At 62.9% G+C, this 15,508-nt stretch carries 16 protein-coding genes; 13 read left to right on the top strand and 3 right to left on the bottom strand.

What is annotated here, in order from left to right; genetic code table 11:
* Positions 1-143: 143 nt before the first annotated feature.
* From HU811_RS16315 to HU811_RS16305, 3 genes are all read left to right on the top strand, one after another.
* Positions 144-584: a c-type cytochrome gene (locus HU811_RS16315; protein WP_092398450.1), complete on the top strand. Its 441-nt coding sequence runs from the start codon at positions 144-146 to the stop codon at positions 582-584.
* 3 nt (positions 585-587) lie between these two features.
* Positions 588-2,015, top strand: coding sequence for a cbb3-type cytochrome c oxidase subunit I (locus HU811_RS16310; RefSeq protein WP_186656946.1), 1,428 nt, complete (start codon positions 588-590; stop codon positions 2,013-2,015).
* Positions 2,016-2,194: 179 nt separating this feature from the next.
* Positions 2,195-4,033: a nitric oxide reductase activation protein NorD gene (locus tag HU811_RS16305; protein WP_186656944.1), complete on the top strand. Its 1,839-nt coding sequence runs from the start codon at positions 2,195-2,197 to the stop codon at positions 4,031-4,033.
* Between the two features lie 4 nt (positions 4,034-4,037).
* Here HU811_RS16305 and HU811_RS16300 read toward each other — a convergent pair whose 3' ends face one another.
* Together HU811_RS16300 and HU811_RS16295 are read right to left on the bottom strand one after the other, a co-directional pair.
* Complete coding sequence (locus HU811_RS16300; protein WP_092398444.1) at positions 4,038-4,238, bottom strand: protein DnrP; 201 nt, start codon at positions 4,236-4,238, stop codon at positions 4,038-4,040.
* On the bottom strand, positions 4,235-4,918 hold the full coding sequence (locus tag HU811_RS16295; RefSeq protein WP_047225841.1) for a Crp/Fnr family transcriptional regulator: 684 nt from the start codon (positions 4,916-4,918) through the stop codon (positions 4,235-4,237). The genes HU811_RS16300 and HU811_RS16295 overlap by 4 nt, the downstream gene beginning before the upstream one ends.
* 578 nt (positions 4,919-5,496) lie before the next feature.
* Between HU811_RS16295 and HU811_RS16290 the strand changes: the two genes are divergently transcribed.
* Together HU811_RS16290 and HU811_RS16285 are read left to right on the top strand one after the other, a co-directional pair.
* Complete coding sequence (locus HU811_RS16290) at positions 5,497-6,687, top strand: NnrS family protein (RefSeq protein WP_186656943.1); 1,191 nt, start codon at positions 5,497-5,499, stop codon at positions 6,685-6,687.
* Positions 6,688-6,703: 16 nt separating this feature from the next.
* Complete coding sequence (locus tag HU811_RS16285) at positions 6,704-7,141, top strand: hypothetical protein (protein WP_225248443.1); 438 nt, start codon at positions 6,704-6,706, stop codon at positions 7,139-7,141.
* Between the two features lie 171 nt (positions 7,142-7,312).
* Here HU811_RS16285 and ytfE read toward each other — a convergent pair whose 3' ends face one another.
* Positions 7,313-7,990, bottom strand: coding sequence for an iron-sulfur cluster repair protein YtfE (gene ytfE, locus HU811_RS16280; protein ID WP_186656940.1), 678 nt, complete (start codon positions 7,988-7,990; stop codon positions 7,313-7,315).
* Between the two features lie 159 nt (positions 7,991-8,149).
* On the opposite strand from ytfE, the gene norR reads away from it, so the two are divergent.
* The 8 genes from norR (at position 8,150) to HU811_RS16240 (ending at position 15,370) form a co-directional block, all read left to right on the top strand.
* A complete protein-coding gene (gene norR / locus HU811_RS16275) occupies positions 8,150-9,682 on the top strand; it encodes a nitric oxide reductase transcriptional regulator NorR (RefSeq protein ID WP_186656938.1) in 1,533 nt (510 codons plus the stop codon).
* A gap of 213 nt (positions 9,683-9,895) precedes the next feature.
* The gene (gene pdxH / locus HU811_RS16270) at positions 9,896-10,543 is read left to right on the top strand and encodes a pyridoxamine 5'-phosphate oxidase (RefSeq protein ID WP_186656936.1); all 648 of its coding nucleotides are present in this window, start codon (positions 9,896-9,898) and stop codon (positions 10,541-10,543) included.
* Between the two features lie 221 nt (positions 10,544-10,764).
* Complete coding sequence (gene moaB, locus HU811_RS16265) at positions 10,765-11,319, top strand: molybdenum cofactor biosynthesis protein B (protein ID WP_092453702.1); 555 nt, start codon at positions 10,765-10,767, stop codon at positions 11,317-11,319.
* Entirely contained in the window at positions 11,316-12,563 is a 1,248-nt protein-coding gene (locus HU811_RS16260) for a molybdopterin molybdotransferase MoeA (protein WP_186656934.1), read from the top strand. The genes moaB and HU811_RS16260 overlap by 4 nt, the downstream gene beginning before the upstream one ends.
* Before the next feature lie 81 nt (positions 12,564-12,644).
* Positions 12,645-13,640: a ubiquinone anaerobic biosynthesis protein UbiU gene (gene ubiU, locus HU811_RS16255; RefSeq protein ID WP_186656932.1), complete on the top strand. Its 996-nt coding sequence runs from the start codon at positions 12,645-12,647 to the stop codon at positions 13,638-13,640.
* 10 nt (positions 13,641-13,650) lie between these two features.
* Entirely contained in the window at positions 13,651-14,541 is an 891-nt protein-coding gene (locus HU811_RS16250) for a U32 family peptidase (RefSeq protein ID WP_186656930.1), read from the top strand.
* Complete coding sequence (gene ubiT, locus HU811_RS16245; protein WP_092453698.1) at positions 14,535-15,005, top strand: ubiquinone anaerobic biosynthesis accessory factor UbiT; 471 nt, start codon at positions 14,535-14,537, stop codon at positions 15,003-15,005. The genes HU811_RS16250 and ubiT overlap by 7 nt, the downstream gene beginning before the upstream one ends.
* Complete coding sequence (locus HU811_RS16240) at positions 15,005-15,370, top strand: putative zinc-binding protein (RefSeq protein WP_186656928.1); 366 nt, start codon at positions 15,005-15,007, stop codon at positions 15,368-15,370. Before ubiT ends, HU811_RS16240 begins: the two co-directional genes overlap by 1 nt.
* The last annotated feature ends 138 nt before the right edge of the window (positions 15,371-15,508 follow it).

Raw genomic sequence — 15,508 nt, 5'->3', positions numbered from 1 at the left:
CAGCGGGAGCAAGCTCCCTCGCCACGGGGAATCGGTGCTGCTGGAACAACCCACTAAAACCATCGGAGATTCTTGATCGCCATCAAGCGGGTTTCAGACCCTCACTTCCTAGAATGGACACGCCAAGCAATGAGGAAGTGACCATGTCAGATACCTTCACCAAAGGCATGGCCAGGAATATTTATTTCGGGGGAAGCGTGTTCTTTTTCCTGATCTTCCTGGCCCTGACCTACCACTCGGAACAAACGTTTCCGGAACGCAGCAACGATACGCAATTGACCGAATCGGTGATTCGCGGCAAGGGCGTCTGGGAGCGCAACAACTGCATCGGCTGCCACACCCTGCTGGGCGAGGGCGCGTATTTCGCGCCGGAGCTGGGCAATGTGGTCAACCGGCGCGGCGGCGATGAAGCCTTCACGCCGTTCCTGCAAGCCTGGATGAAGATGCAGCCTTTGGGCGTGCCCGGACGCCGGGCCATGCCGCAATTCAACCTCAGCGAACAGGAAGTCAACGACATCGCCGAGTTCCTCAAGTGGAGCGCGAAAATCAATACCAATGGCTGGCCGCCAAACAAGGAGGGCTGAGAGATGAGCATGGCTAATCCGCATCTGAAATTCGCCTCGCAAGCCGTTGCCAAACCCTACTTCGTGTTCGCCCTGATGTTGTTCCTGGGGCAGGTGCTGTTCGGTTTGATCATGGGACTGCAATACGTGGTCGGTGACTTCCTGTTCCCGCTGATTCCCTTCAACGTGGCCCGTATGGTCCACACCAACCTGCTGATCGTCTGGCTGCTGTTTGGCTTCATGGGCGCGGCGTACTACCTGATACCCGAGGAAGCCGATCGGGAGCTGCACAGTCCGAAGCTGGCGATCGTGCTGTTCTGGGTGTTCGCCGCCGCCGGGGTACTGACGATCCTGGGCTACCTCTCAGTGCCTTATGCCACGCTGGCCAAAGTCACCGGCAACGATTTGCTGCCGACCATGGGCCGTGAGTTCCTGGAGCAACCGACGATCACCAAGATGGGCATCGTGGTGGTCTGCCTGGGTTTCCTCTACAACATCGGCATGACCCTGCTCAAGGGCCGCAAGACCACCGTCAGCATGGTGATGATGACCGGCCTGATCGGCCTGGCGGTGTTCTTCCTGTTCTCCTTCTACAACCCGGAAAACCTCGTCCGCGACAAGTTCTACTGGTGGTGGGTGGTGCATCTTTGGGTTGAAGGCGTCTGGGAACTGATCATGGGTTCGATGCTCGCCTTCGTGCTGATCAAGGTCACCGGTGTGGACCGGGAAGTGGTCGAGAAGTGGCTCTACGTGATCATCGCCATGGCCCTGATTACCGGGATCATCGGCACCGGTCACCACTTCTTCTGGATCGGCGCACCCGAGGTCTGGTTGTGGGTCGGCTCGATCTTCTCCGCGCTGGAACCGCTGCCGTTCCTGGCGATGGTGATCTTCGCCTTCAGCATGGTGAAAAACCGTCGTCGGCAACACCCCAACCGCGCCGCGACGTTGTGGGCCAAGGGCACCACGGTGACCGCGTTCTTCGGTGCCGGCGTCTGGGGGTTTCTGCACACCCTGGCACCGGTGAACTTCTACACCCACGGCTCGCAACTGACCGCAGCCCACGGTCACCTGGCCTTCTACGGGGCCTACGCGATGATCGTCATGACCCTGATCAGTTACGCCATGCCGCGTCTGCGCGGGTTGGGTGAAGCGGCGGATGAGCGCTCGCAGCGCCTGGAGATCTGGGGCTTCTGGCTGATGACCCTGTCGATGGTGATGATCACCTTGTTCCTCACCGCCGCCGGTGTCGTCCAGGTGTGGCTGCAACGCTGGATGGCGGACGGCAGCGCCTTGCCGTTCATGGCGACGATGGACCATTTGAAGCCGCTGTTCTGGGCGCGTCTGGTCAGCGGCGTCGGGTTCCTGGCTGGTTTGCTCTGCTACCTGTTCAGCTTCCGCCAACGTGGCCGTGCCGCTTTGCGCGCCCCGGCAGCAGTGGTGCCTTCTTGACGGGCCACCACTGAAGCCGTGTCGAGGCAGCTTTGGTGGCGAGGGAGCTTGCTCCCGCTGGGCTGCGTAGCAGACCCCTTTTGATGGGCGCTGCGCACCCAAGCGGGAGCAAGCTCCCTCGCCACAAAGCGCAGTGCGAACCAGCTCCCTCACCGCAACGGGTCGATAGGAGAATAACCATGGCATTCACCCTAGAACTGGAAGAATGGGTCGGCAGCGTCTGGCACCGTTTCATCACCCGACGAGCCAGTGTGGATTTTCCCGAAGCACGGGTGGAGTTGATCCCTCGGCAACGCGCTCTGCATGTGCTGTTGCGCGCCACCGGTGGTGCTTCTCACCTGGGTGTGGAGGCCGTCAGCGACCGCGACCTGCTGCTGCGGCGCAACCTGTTGCAGCAGATCGCCGGCACCTGTAAGCAAGTGCCGCTGGCCTGCTGCGATGGCGACAACCTGCGTTTGCCGGCGAGCCTGGCGGCGTTTCCCGATGCCAAATTGAACGAAGAACTGTACCGCTGGCTGGCGTTGCTGGCCGCGCAAGCGGGGCCGATGACGCATTGGGGGCGGGACAACCAGCGCTGGACGCAAGCGCTGCTGGGGCGTTACCCGGCGCTGCGCAACCGATATCGGCGGCTGGTGGAGGCGCATCTGTCCTTGCGCCCCGATCCGCAATCGTTGCCCCCGGCCGAAGCGGCCCTGGAGCGAGCACTGTGCCAAGCCTTGCGCGAGCCGGGCAGCGTCGAGCAGTTTCCGCGCAGTGAGCGGGCCGCCTGGCCACTGCCGCTGTGGCTGTATCCGCCCCAGCATCTGGGCAATCCCCAGGCGGCCAACCTCGAAGAGTCCGAGCAATACCTGGCGACGCCGCCGGGTGAGCAGCAAGGCGGTCGCAAGCGCGCCGAGCGAATCGATGACACCACCCGTGACGGTGGGTTGCTGATCGTGCGCCTGGAGAACCTGTTCAGTTGGACCGAACACGTGGACCTGGATCGCTGGGCGGACGACAGCGAAGACCCGGACGCGGCGCGAGTCGCCGAGGACCTGGACCAATTGACCCTGTCGCGCACCCGCTTGCGCAAGGGCGGCGGTTTGAAGTTGCACCTGGACCTGCCACCAGCCGATGTGGATGACATTCCCCTGGGAGCGGGCATCCTGTTGCCGGAATGGGACTACCGTAAGCAACGCCTGCAGGACGATTTCGTCAGCGTGCAGACCTTCATTCCCCGAGACTGCGAACCCCAGCCGCTGCCGGCCCGCCTGCGCGCTTCGGCCCAGCGTTTGCGCCGCCAGTTCGAGCATCTGCGCAACGATCGCCAATGGCTGCGTCAGCAAACCCAGGGCTCGGAGCTGGACCTGCAAGCCTGGCTGGACTTTCACGTCGAGCGCCAGCACGGCCAGTGCAGCGAACGCGGCCTGTTCATGGAACAGCGCCAGACCCGCCGCGACCTGGCTTGCCTGCTGTTGGCCGATCTGTCGATGTCCACCGATGCTCATCTCAACGACGAGCACCGGGTGATCGACGTGATCCGCGACAGCCTGCTGCTGTTCGGTGAAACCCTGTCAGTGCTGGGGGACGATTTTGCCCTGTACGGATTCTCTTCACTGCGCCGCCAACAAGTGCGGATGCACGAGATCAAGGCGTTCAACCAAGGTTATGACGACCACACCCGAGGTCGGATCCAGGGCCTCAGGCCCGGTTATTACACGCGCATGGGCGCCGCCATTCGCCAGGCGACCCAGCGGCTGGAAGGTTGCAAGCGGCGACGCAAGTTGTTGTTGCTGGTGAGCGATGGCAAGCCCAACGACCTGGATCTCTATGAAGGGCGCTATGGCGTGGAGGACACCCGCCAGGCGGTGCTGGAGGCCCGGCGCCAGGGGCTGACGCCGTTTTGCATCACCATCGATCGTGAAGCCGGGGATTACCTGCCGTACATGTTCGGCGCCAATGGCTACACCTTGATCCGTCAACCGGAACAGCTGCCGCTGCGTTTGCCACAGTTGTACCGGCAACTGACTCAGGATTGAGGGTTCAAGCGATGCTGCGAGGTAACCAGAAAAACATGACGACGCAGAACACCGTCAGGCCGACACAGAACCAGGTGAAGCGCCGCAGGCGGCGCTCGCCGGCCCGTGCAGCCTCGGCCGGCAGGGGCATGCCGCACTGGCGACATTCGGTTTCATTCGTCGGGTTGGCGTGTTGGCAATACAGGCACGTGGGTTGCGCGCTCATTCGAAATGTTCCAGGCGCAGGCGGTCGAGAATGGCGATCTGGCGACCGTCCTGGGTGATGATCTTTTCATCGATCAGCCGGCGGATGATCCGCGAAAACGTTTCCGGCTGGATCGACAGGTGCCCGGCGATCAGTTGCTTGGCCATTGGCAGCTCGAACTGGCTGTCCACGGTTTGCAGGCGCACCAGTTGCGTCAGCAGGTAGCGCACCACGCGGTGGGTGGCGTTCTTCAGCGACAGGGTTTCAATCTCGTTGACCCGTTGGTGCAGGCGCACACAGAGCTTGCCGAGCAGGGCGAAGGTCAACCGGCTGTTGCTTTGCAAAAGACGCATGTACGTGGCATTGGACAGGCGATACAGCTGGGTGGGCCCAACGGCCTCTGCGCAAGCGACGTAGTTCGGGGTGTCCATCAGCATCATGGCTTCTGCGAAGGTTTGGCGCTCGCCGATCACCTCGAAGACTTTTTCCTGGCCGTCTGGCGTCAGTCGGTAGATTTTCACCGCGCCAGAGATCACGAAGTAAAACGCCTGCGCCGGTTCGCCCTGGCGGAACAGCGGTTCGCCCCTGTCGACATTCAGCAGTTGGCTGGTACTCATCAGTTCGTCGAGTTGTTCTTCGTTCAACGGCTCGAACAGGTGATGACTGCGCAGAATCTGGTGATGAACACGGTGGAGCACCATGGCATGAGTCCTTGTAGGGCAGGAAGATGAATCGGATTCAGACGAGGCTCAGGGACAGGCCGCTGGCCAGCCCCACGACGCAAGAGAGCAAGATGAACCAGGCAAGCGGCAGCGCGACGTATTTCATGGATAACCCCGGCAAAAAAAGTCTGTGCCCTGCCTGAGCAAGAGCCGGGCCAGGCCCGCAACCGTTGATTTGTGAGGCCTTACTGTTGAGTGGGTATAAATGACCCTGGTCTGCTAGGGTGATAATCACCATGGCAGGGTCATATTTACCCGGCTGATGGCTGTTTGTGGGAGCGAGCCTGCTCGCGATGGCGGCTTGACAGTCAGCGGAGATATCGAGCTGACCGGCCTCATCGCCAGCAGGCTCGCCCCTTCAAGGGATAAGCAGACGGTTTATTGAGTGGGGCGTTACACCCTCGACCGGTTTCGGCAAGCCCCTTGCAAGTACCTGGGTGAGGCAGGCTGGCTTGATCTGAGACAAGGCCCGTCCGTGCCGATAGCTGATCATTCGACCCCTGATTGTTGACCCCTTATCGCCAGGTCCGTCATGCGGTGAGGTAAAGGAGTGGTGTATGCAAGTGCTTGACCGTCGCAAGGCCATGGCCATCCTGCCGTTGTGGCGGCTGGCGTTTCGGCCGTTTTTCCTGGCCGGGTGTGTGCTTGCGTTGTTGGCCATACCGTTGTGGCTGGCGGCGTTCACGGGAAGGCTGTCGGCCTGGCAACCGGCCGGCGGCTGGTTGGCCTGGCACCGTCATGAGCTGTTGTTCGGCTTCGGCCTGGCGATCATCGCCGGGTTCTTGTTGACGGCCGTGCAGACCTGGACAGGTACTCCGGGGCTCAGCGGCAAACGTCTGGCGGCGCTGGCGTTGTTATGGCTGGGCGCGCGACTGGCCTGGCTGGTGGATGCGCCGTGGCCATTGCTGACGGTGCTGGAGCTGGGTTTCGCCCTGGCGGTTGCGGCGTTGATGGGCATTACGTTGTGGCGCGTGCGGCAGAAGCGCAATTACCCGATTGTGTTGGTCTTGCTGCTGTTGGCCGCCGCTGATGCGTTATCCGTGTACGGTCTGGTGCAACATGACGAGGGCTTGCAGCGCCAAAGCGTGCTCACTGGCCTGTGGCTGGTGGCGGCAATGATGGGGCTGATCGGCGGGCGGGTGATTCCTTTCTTTACTCAGCGCGGTCTCGGCCGGGTCGAGGGCGTTGCCCCCTGGCCGTGGCTCGATCGCCTGTTACTGGCAGGGTCGGCGTTGGTGGCGCTGCTGTATGCCTTCGGCCCGGCACTGTCGGCCAGCCTCTGGGTCGGCCTGCTGTTCGCCGCGCTGGCGGTGGGGCACGGGGTGCGACTGGTGCGTTGGCACGATCGGGACTTGTGGCGGGTGCCGCTGCTGTGGTCGCTGCACCTGGCCTACGCCTGGCTGGCGCTGGCTTGCCTGGGCATGGCGCTGTGGCATTTCGGCGTCGCGCTGAACCCGAGCCTGGCGGTGCACAGCTTGTCCATCGGCGCCATGGCCGGGTTGATCCTGGCGATGATCGCCCGCGTCAGCCTGGGGCATACCGGGCGAGCGCTGGAACCGCCGGCGGGCATGACCCTGGCTTTCGTCCTGCTGAACCTGGCGTGCCTGAGCCGAGTGCTGCTGGTGCTGCTGTTCCCGTTGGCTGCACTGTGGCTGGCGGGGCTGTGCTGGACCCTGGCATTCGGACTCTACGCCTGGCGTTATGGCCCGATGCTGTTGCAGGCCCGCGTGGATGGGCATCCGGGATGAGCCGAGGGGAACGATGATGTATGGGGTTTTGCTAGTCACTCATCTATTGGCGGCTATCGCTTTTATCGGCACGTTGTTTTTCGAGGTTTTTATCTGGCATGCCGCCCGCAGGCCTTTGGCCCAAGTCGTCAAAGACGCCGCCGACCCGGCGATCGCCAAGCGTTCGCGGCAGGTGTTGCACGGTGTGGTGCTGGTGCTTTACAGCGCCGGCATCGCGCTGGCCTGGCAGCATCGTGGCGCCTTGAGCCAACCGCTGAGCAACAGCTTTGGCCTGCTGCTGAGCCTGAAAATCCTGCTGGCGCTGAGCATCATCGGGCACTATCTGTGGCTGGCGTACTGGCTCAAGAGCGGCCAGCTCACCCCGACCCGGGCCTGCTGGCTGCGTCGCAGTATCCTGGGGCACATGTTGCTGATCGTGGTGTTGGCCAAGGCGATGTTCTATTGGCAGTTTTGAAGCAGGAGAGAACAACACCGAACCGAGGGTGTGCAAAAAAGGGTGGGCTCCAAAGGCCTTTGTGGGAGCGAGCCTGCTCGCGATTGCGGTGGGTCAGACAACTCAATACCGACTGATCCGACGCTTCGCGAGCAGGCTCGCTCCCACAGTGAGAAGTGCGATGTTTAAGGCTCAGCGAGCAGTTGTCTTCATCGCATTGACGAACAACACGTTGTTCTCCAGATGGATGTGCTGCATCAGGTCGTCACGTAACTCCACCAGCCCGCGATACAGGGCGCGCCAGGTGTTGCAGGCGTCGGAAGGAGGGGTGATCTGGTCGGTCAGGGCGAGCATGGTTTCCAACGCTTCACCGTGCTGGTCGTGTTCGTAGCGCAGCACCTGGATCGGCGCCAAGGCCCGTTCACCCAGGCCCTGTTGCAGCATCGGGAACAGCACCTGCTCTTCTTTGAGCATGTGGCCTTCGAGCTCCTGATACATGTCCTGCAAGTGATCGGCCAGGCCGACGGGGCAACTGGCGCGGGCGCCATGGACCATCTCGACGCGGCGGGCCAGACGGATCAATTCCGGCAGCTGTTCGCGGTGGCGGGCGTGGTAGCGTTCCAGAATGTGGGCGATCAACAACGCTTGGGGTTCGTCGCGCCAGTCATGACCCAGCTCCCCGGCGGCTTGCAAGGTGCGCAGGGCGTCGGCGATCAGCAGTGGGTTCAGGCCCTTGCCCAGCGCTGCTTCGCGCAAGGATTTTTGCCCGCCACAACAGAAGTCGAGGTTGTAGTGATGGAAGGTACGGGTGGCACCGGGAATGTCGCAGGCCAATTGGCCGAGGCTTTGTTCCAGCAGATCGAGGCTCATCATGTTTCCTTGGGTTGAATCCCGGCAGGGACAGATGAGCGAACTTTGCAGCCGACGTGCCAGATTTAAATGACTGAAAATTAACGAATAAATATTTACCAGGGTGATTTTCACCCTGGCTGCAAGGGGTCAAACGAACCCTGGAGGGTAATCACTACCATGCTGCGTGAAAGCCTGGCCGCCGACCTGATCGTCGAGTTGCCCAATGCCGTACGATTGCAACGCCTGGTACAGACCCTGCGCGAATACTTCAACAGTGGCGCCGTAGGCTTGTTGCGCCTGGACGATGACAGCCTCAGGCCCGTCGCCACCGTAGGCCTGGTGCATGAGGCGCTGGGCCGTCGGTTCGTGATTGCCCAACACCCACGTCTGGCGGCGATCATGGCTTCGCGCGAACCCACCTGGTTTGAGCCCGACAGCCGTTTGCCGGACCCTTATGACGGCTTGCTCGACAACCATGTCGGCGAGCCGCTGCCGGTGCACGACTGCATGGGCGTGAGCCTGTATGTGGAAGGCCGCCTGTGGGGCGCGATCACCCTGGATGCCTTGCACGCCGGCACCTTCGACAGCCGCGCACGGGAGGAACTCAAACGCTGCAACTTGCAGATCGAAGCGGCGGTGCGGGTGACCCGACTCGAACAGGAAAACCGCAGCCTGCGGGCCTCGCGCAGTGATCTGCCGGATGTCCGGCTGCCGGCCGAAGAGGGCGAGATCCTTGGGCGCAGCGAGGTGCTGGATCAACTGCTCAACGAGCTGGACGTATTGGCCGACTCCGAATTGCCGGTGCTGTTGCTGGGAGAAACCGGTGTCGGCAAGGAGTTGTTTGCCCGTCGTTTGCATCGCCTGTCCCGGCGCAGCCACAAGCCGCTGGTGCAGGTCAATTGCGCGGCATTGCCCGAATCCCTGGCCGAAAGTGAACTGTTCGGCCACGTCAAAGGGGCATTTTCCGGGGCGACGACCGACCGCGCCGGGCGCTTTGACGCGGCCAATGGCGGTACGCTGTTTCTCGACGAGGTGGGCGAGTTGCCGTTAAGTGTGCAGGCCAAGCTGCTGCGCACTCTGCAAAACGGTGAGATCCAGCGCCTGGGTGCTGACAAGCCGCTGCATGTCGATGTGCGGATCATCGCCGCCACCAACCGCCACCTGCCCGACAGCATTCGCGACGGGCTGTTTCGCGCCGACCTGTATCACCGGCTCTCGGTCTACCCGGTGCCGATCCCGCCACTGCGCGAACGCGGTCACGATGTGCTGATGCTCGCCGGGCATTTCCTGGAGCTGAACCGCACGCGCCTGGGCTTGCGCGGCTTGCGCCTGTCGCCGGCCGCTGAACAGGCGTTGCTGGCGTATACCTGGCCGGGCAATGTGCGGGAGCTGGAACACGTGATCAGTCGCGCGGCGTTGAAACAACTCAGCCGCGGGGCCAGTCGCAGCCTGATCATGACCCTGGAACCGCAGGTGCTGGATCTGGATGTCAATGCCAGCGGATCCACGGCCCACGCGACGCTTGAACAGTCTCCAGAGGTCGCCGATGTACCGTTCCAGCCTTTGAACGAAGCTGTCGACACGTGTCAGCGCCAGGCGATTCTCAAAGCCCTGGAACGTTGCGGGCAGAACTGGGCGGGGGCGGCACGGTTGCTGGAGGTCGACCCGAGCAACCTGCATAAGCTGGCGCGGCGGTTGGGGCTTAAATGAATCGTTGGTCACTCTGCTACTGAGTCACGCACTGACTGTAGGAGCTGCCGAAGGCTGCGATCTTTTGACCTGCTCTTAGCTCGAGACTCCCTTGCCTGGGACAGGATCGCAGCCTTCGGCAGCTCCTACAGGGCGGTGCCCTATTGATGGTGATCAAGGTTGCCCTCGGTGGCCTGATGCAGACTGGGCCGAACCTATCGGGAGATCACCCTCATGCCCCTTTCCCTGGCCAAAATGCGCCGCCAGTACACCCTCGACGGCCTGGATGAAACCCGGACCCCGGACGACCCGATGGTCCTGTTCGGGCTATGGATGGAACAAGCCCGCGACACCGAAAGCCCTCCGGTGGAAGCCAACAGCATGGCCCTGGCGACCGTCGACGAGCAGGGCAGACCGCATTGTCGGGTGCTGCTGCTCAAGGGGTTCGACAAGGACGGTTTCACATTTTTCGGCAACTACGCCAGCGACAAGGGACAGGACCTGGCGACGAATCCCTGGGCGGCCATGACGTTTTTCTGGCCAGGGCTGGAACGGCAGGTGCGGGTTGAAGGGCAGGTTCACAAACTCGACCCCGGGCTGTCGGATGCCTATTTCACTTCCCGCCCCCTGGCCAGCCGCCTTGGCGCCTGGGCCTCGCCGCAGAGCCGTGTGCTGGATGATCGGGCCGCCCTCGAGGCGTTGCTGGCGCAAACCGAACGACGGTTTATCAATCAGCCGGTGCCGCGTCCCGAACACTGGGGCGGCTATTGCCTGAGGCCTGAACGGCTGGAGTTCTGGCAAGGCCGCGCCGACCGTCTGCACGATCGCCTCGACTACCGCCTGCAAGATGGCACCTGGCAGCGTAGCCGCCTGGCACCCTGACTGAACGCCCCTGTAGGAGCTGCCGCAGGCTGCGATCTTTTGATCCTTCGCTTGAGACTCAAGTGGCCGGGGAAAGATCGCAGCCTCGCTACGCTCGGCAGCTCCTACGGGGGGATCATTGTTTGTGCAAGGAGCGCCGAGGGAGGTACCTCCATGGAGGAATAGGCCCGGCGCCGATTGCGGTTCAGGCTGGGCCATGTTTTTTTTAAGGACGGCTGACCATGGCCCATCTGACGCAACAACACTTTCAACCGCTGAACATCGCGGTGCTGACCATCAGCGATACCCGTAGCTTCGAGACCGACACTTCCGGCCAGACCCTCGCCGATCTGCTGCAAACCGCCGGGCATGTGCTGATCGACCGCGGGCTGGTGAAGGATGATATCTATCAGATTCGCGCCCAGGTCTCGCAGTGGATCGCCGCTCCGCAAGTGCAAGTCGTGCTGATGACCGGCGGCACCGGTTTCACCCCTCGCGATAACACCCCCCAGGCGGTGCTGCCGCTGCTGGACAAGCAGGTGGACGGTTTCGGTGAGTTGTTCCGTCAGGTGTCGCTGGCGGAGATCGGCATGTCTAGCCTGCAATCGCGGGCATTGGCGGGCATGAGCAACGGCGTGTTGGTGTGCTGCCTGCCGGGTTCGCCGGGGGCGTGTCGCACCGGTTGGGACCAGATCCTGGCCGGCCAACTGGACAGCCGCACCGGCCCGTGCAACTTCACACCCCACCTCAAACCGCAACCAGGCGTTGTCGTTGAGCCTTGCGGGACACGCTCATGAGCAGCGGAGCGTGTGGCAGCGTCTGTGAGAGCGGCGCGCTGATGCCGGTGGATGAAGCCATCCGCTACCTGTTGGATCAGGCACCGCTGCCGCCGCCGGTGCAACGGGTGGCGCTGGACCAGGCCCTGGGCCGGGTGCTGGCGACAGACATTCACAGCCCCATGAATTTGCCTGCGTGGGACAACAGCGCCATGGATGGTTATGCCCTGCGGGCCTGTGATTTGCCAGCCGCCGGCGGTTATCTGACCCTGGTTGGGCGCATTGCCGCCGGGCAGGCATCGAATAAACCGCTGCAGCCCGGGCAGGCCGTACGGATTTTCACTGGCGCGCCGCTGCCGCCGGGGGCAGATACCGTGGTGCCCCAGGAAAGCTGTCAGGTAGAAGGTGAGCGGGTCTGGTTGCCACCGGTCCATGACGGGGACCATGTGCGCAAGGAAGGCGAGGAAATGCGCCAAGGAGACCTTTTGCTTCGTGCCGGCAAGCGCTTGCGGGCTCAGGAGTTGGGGCTGCTGGCCGGTGCCGGGATTGCCGAGGTGGAGGTCTATCGGCCCTTGCAGGTGGGCCTGCTCAGCAGCGGCGATGAACTGCGCGAACCTGGCGAAGCGTTGGCACCGGGGCAGATCTATAACAGCAATCGCCATAGCCTCGCGGCATTGCTGCGCAGTTGGGGCATGCAAGTACATGACTACGGTGCCATGCCCGACAAGCTGCTCGCCAGTCGCCAGGCCTTGAGCCTGGCGGCGGCCGAGTGCGACTTGCTGCTGACCTCCGGCGGAGTTTCGGTGGGCGAGGAGGATCATCTCAAACAAGCCATCGAAGCGCTGGGCAGCGTTGACCTGTGGCGCCTGGCAATCCAGCCGGGCAAACCGCTGGCCTTTGGCGAAGTGGCCGGCAAACCCTGGATCGGTCTGCCAGGTAACCCATCGGCGGCGCTGATCACCGCGTTGATTGTCCTGCGCCCGTTCCTGTTTCGGGCTCAAGGCATGGATGAAGTGTTGCCTGTCCCGCTGCAGTTGCCGGCCGGGTTTGACTGGCCAAAACCCAATCGGCGGCGCCAGTACCTGCGGGCGAAACTGGCCCCGAGCGCCGATGGCTCGCTGTGTGTCGAGCTGCATCCCCAGCAAAGTTCGGCCATGTTGGCTGCCGCATGCTGGGCCGATGGTTTGGCCGTGGTCGAGTGCCAGACGCAAGTGCGTCTGCACGACAAGGTGATGTACTTGCCGTTCGCGAGCCTGATGCATTGACGGCAATTGATTGTCGTCAAGGTCGCCGCCCTCGAGCTGACTAGACTGGCGGCGCCCCGAGTTTTCTCATGAGGATGCCCCATGCAACTGGTTTGCCCGGCAGGGAATCTGCCTGCCCTCAAAGCGGCGGTGCGCCAAGGCGCCGATGCCGTCTATGTCGGTTTTCGCGATGACACCAACGCTCGGCACTTCGCCGGGCTGAACATGGACGACAAGCAGTTCGACGCGGCCGTCGCGCACATCCGCCAGCATCAACGCAAACTCTACGTGGCGGTCAACACCTACCCGCAACCCAAGGGCTGGGAGCGCTGGCAGCGAGCGGTGGATCGCGCCGCCGATCTGGGCGTCGATGCCCTGATCGCTGCCGACCCCGGCGTGCTCGGCTATGCCAGCCAGCGCCATCCGCAATTGGCCCTGCATCTTTCGGTACAAGGTTCGGCGACCCATGCGGCGGCACTGGCTTTTTACGCCGAGCGCTACGATATCCGCCGCGCCGTGCTGCCACGGGTGCTGTCCCTGGCCCAGGTGCGACAGGTGGCAGCGGCCAGCCCGGTGCCGATCGAAGTCTTCGGTTTCGGCAGCCTGTGCATCATGGCCGAGGGCCGTTGTCACTTGTCCTCCTACATCACCGGTGAGTCACCGAACCTGTGCGGCGTGTGCTCGCCGGCCAAGGCGGTGCGCTGGAGCGAAGACGCCGATGGCCTGAGCGCACGCTTGAGCGAGGTCCTGATCGACCGCTACACCCCTGAAGAGCCGGCCGGATACCCGACCCTGTGCAAGGGCCGCTTCCTGGTGGGCGGCAAGCGTTTCCATGCCCTGGAAGAACCCACCAGCCTCGACACCCTGGACCTGCTGCCGGAGCTGGCGGCCATCGGCGTCGAAGCGGTGAAAATCGAAGGCCGCCAGCGCAGCCCGGCCTACGTCGAACAAGTGACCCGGGTCTGGCGCGCCGCACTGGATGCCCACCGCGCTGCACCGCAACGATTCCGGGTGCGGGAAGAATGGCGCCAGGTATTGGCCGGTTTGTCGGAAGGCAGCCAGACCACACTGGGCGCTTACCATCGATCATGGCAATGAGGGAGGCCAGATGAAACTCAGCCTGGGACCGGTCCTGTTTTACTGGGACAAAGCGCAACTGGGGAATTTCTACGCCGAGATGTCGGCCTTGCCGCTGGATGTGATCTACCTGGGGGAAACCGTGTGTTCCAAGCGCCGGGCATTCTCTCTGGATCAATGGCTGGGTTTGGCGCGCGAGCTACAAACGTGCAGCCAGGCGCAGATCGTATTGTCGAGCCTGACGCTGATCGAAGCGGCTTCAGAGCTGTCCTCGCTGCGACGCCTGTGTGACAACGGTCAACTGCTGGTGGAAGCCAATGACATGGGCGCGGTGCAGTTGCTCGCCGAACGCAAGCTGCCCTTCGTCGGCGGCCCGGCGTTGAACCTGTACAACGGCCACGCCCTGAAGCAATTGCTCGACAGTGGCATGATTCGCTGGGTGCCGCCGGTGGAATGCTCGGCGGCGCTGATCGGCGATGTGTTGGAGCAGGTGCGGGAAATGGACCGCGAGGTGCCCGAGGTGGAGATCTTTGCCTACGGCCACTTGCCCCTGGCTTATTCGGCGCGCTGCTTTACCGCCCGGGCCGAAAACCGGCCCAAGGACGACTGTCAGTTCTGTTGCATCAACTATCCCGATGGCCTGGCGTTGAGCAGTCAGGAGGGGCAACAGCTGTTTACCCTCAATGGCATCCAGACGATGTCCGGTGAGGTGACCAATCTGCTGGCTGACTACCCCGCGCTGATGGCCAGTGGCGCCAACGTCCTGCGCCTGAGCCCGCGCGCCCAGGGCATGGCCGAGGTGGTCAGGGCTTTCGACAAGGTTCGCCAGGGCGAGGCGCCACCGCTGTTTGTGGACGGCTGCAACGGCTATTGGCACGGCCATGCCGGTATGTTGAAAATTGAGGAGGCGGGCCTGTGCTGAGTCCTAAAAAATGGTTGCTCAAAGGCGCTGACCGGGTGCTGCCGCTGGTGGGCAAGGTGCCGTTTGTCGTGCAGCGCCTGGCGCTGCAACAGGCGCTCAATCGTTGCCTGGCCGAGCCGCTGCGCGATGGCGGTTTCGAGGTGCTACGTGGGCGCTGGCTGTGCCTGCGGGTGCCGGACCTGAAGTTGTGCTGGTACCTGACCCTGGCGCAGGATGGACTGCGCATCGCCGAACGGGCCGAAGCCCAGGTCACCATCAGCGGCAACTGGCGTGAATTCCTCTTGCTCGCCAGTCGTCAGGAGGATCCCGATACGTTGTTCTTCCGGCGGCGGTTGGTGATCGAGGGCGACACCGAACTGGGGCTGGCGTTGAAGAACCTGATCGACAGCCTCGACCCGGAGGTATTGCCGCCGTGGTTATGGCGCAATCTGGAGCGGGCGGGCAAGGGATTGGCGACGGTCTGATGAAAGCTCCAGGCACACTGCCCCTGGTGTACTCCTGTTCCGGTTGCTCCAACGTCGCGCAACTGGCCAACACCGTCGCCCTGCGCCTGGACCGCGCCGGCCTGGCCGAGATGTCCTGCATTGTCGGGGTCGGCGGGCATGTGCCGGCACTGGTCAACAAAGCCCGCTCGGGGCGGCGGATCATCGCGCTGGACGGTTGCCCGCTGCAATGCGTCCAGGCGTGTTTGCAGCAGCATGATTTGAGGGCGGATGTGCATGTGATTCTGAGTCAGTTGGGCTGGCGCAAGCGGTTCGGGGTCGATTGCACGCAAGAAGAGGGGGAGGCGTTGTTTGAGCGGTTGATACCGATGATAGGTGTCGATTAATGACCCTGAGCCAAACACCGACCCCGTGGCGAGGGAGCTTGCTCCCGCTGGGGGGCGAAGCACCCCCGAGTTTGCCACTGCGGTGCGCAGGTTGATTGCGTCTGGCCTTCTTGGGGCTGCTGCGCAGCCCAGCGGGAG

This window comes from Pseudomonas tehranensis, assembly GCF_014268615.1.
Classification (GTDB): domain Bacteria; phylum Pseudomonadota; class Gammaproteobacteria; order Pseudomonadales; family Pseudomonadaceae; genus Aquipseudomonas; species Aquipseudomonas tehranensis.
Note: the sequence above shows the minus strand (reverse complement) of the source record. Positions and strands in the feature narration are given on the sequence as shown.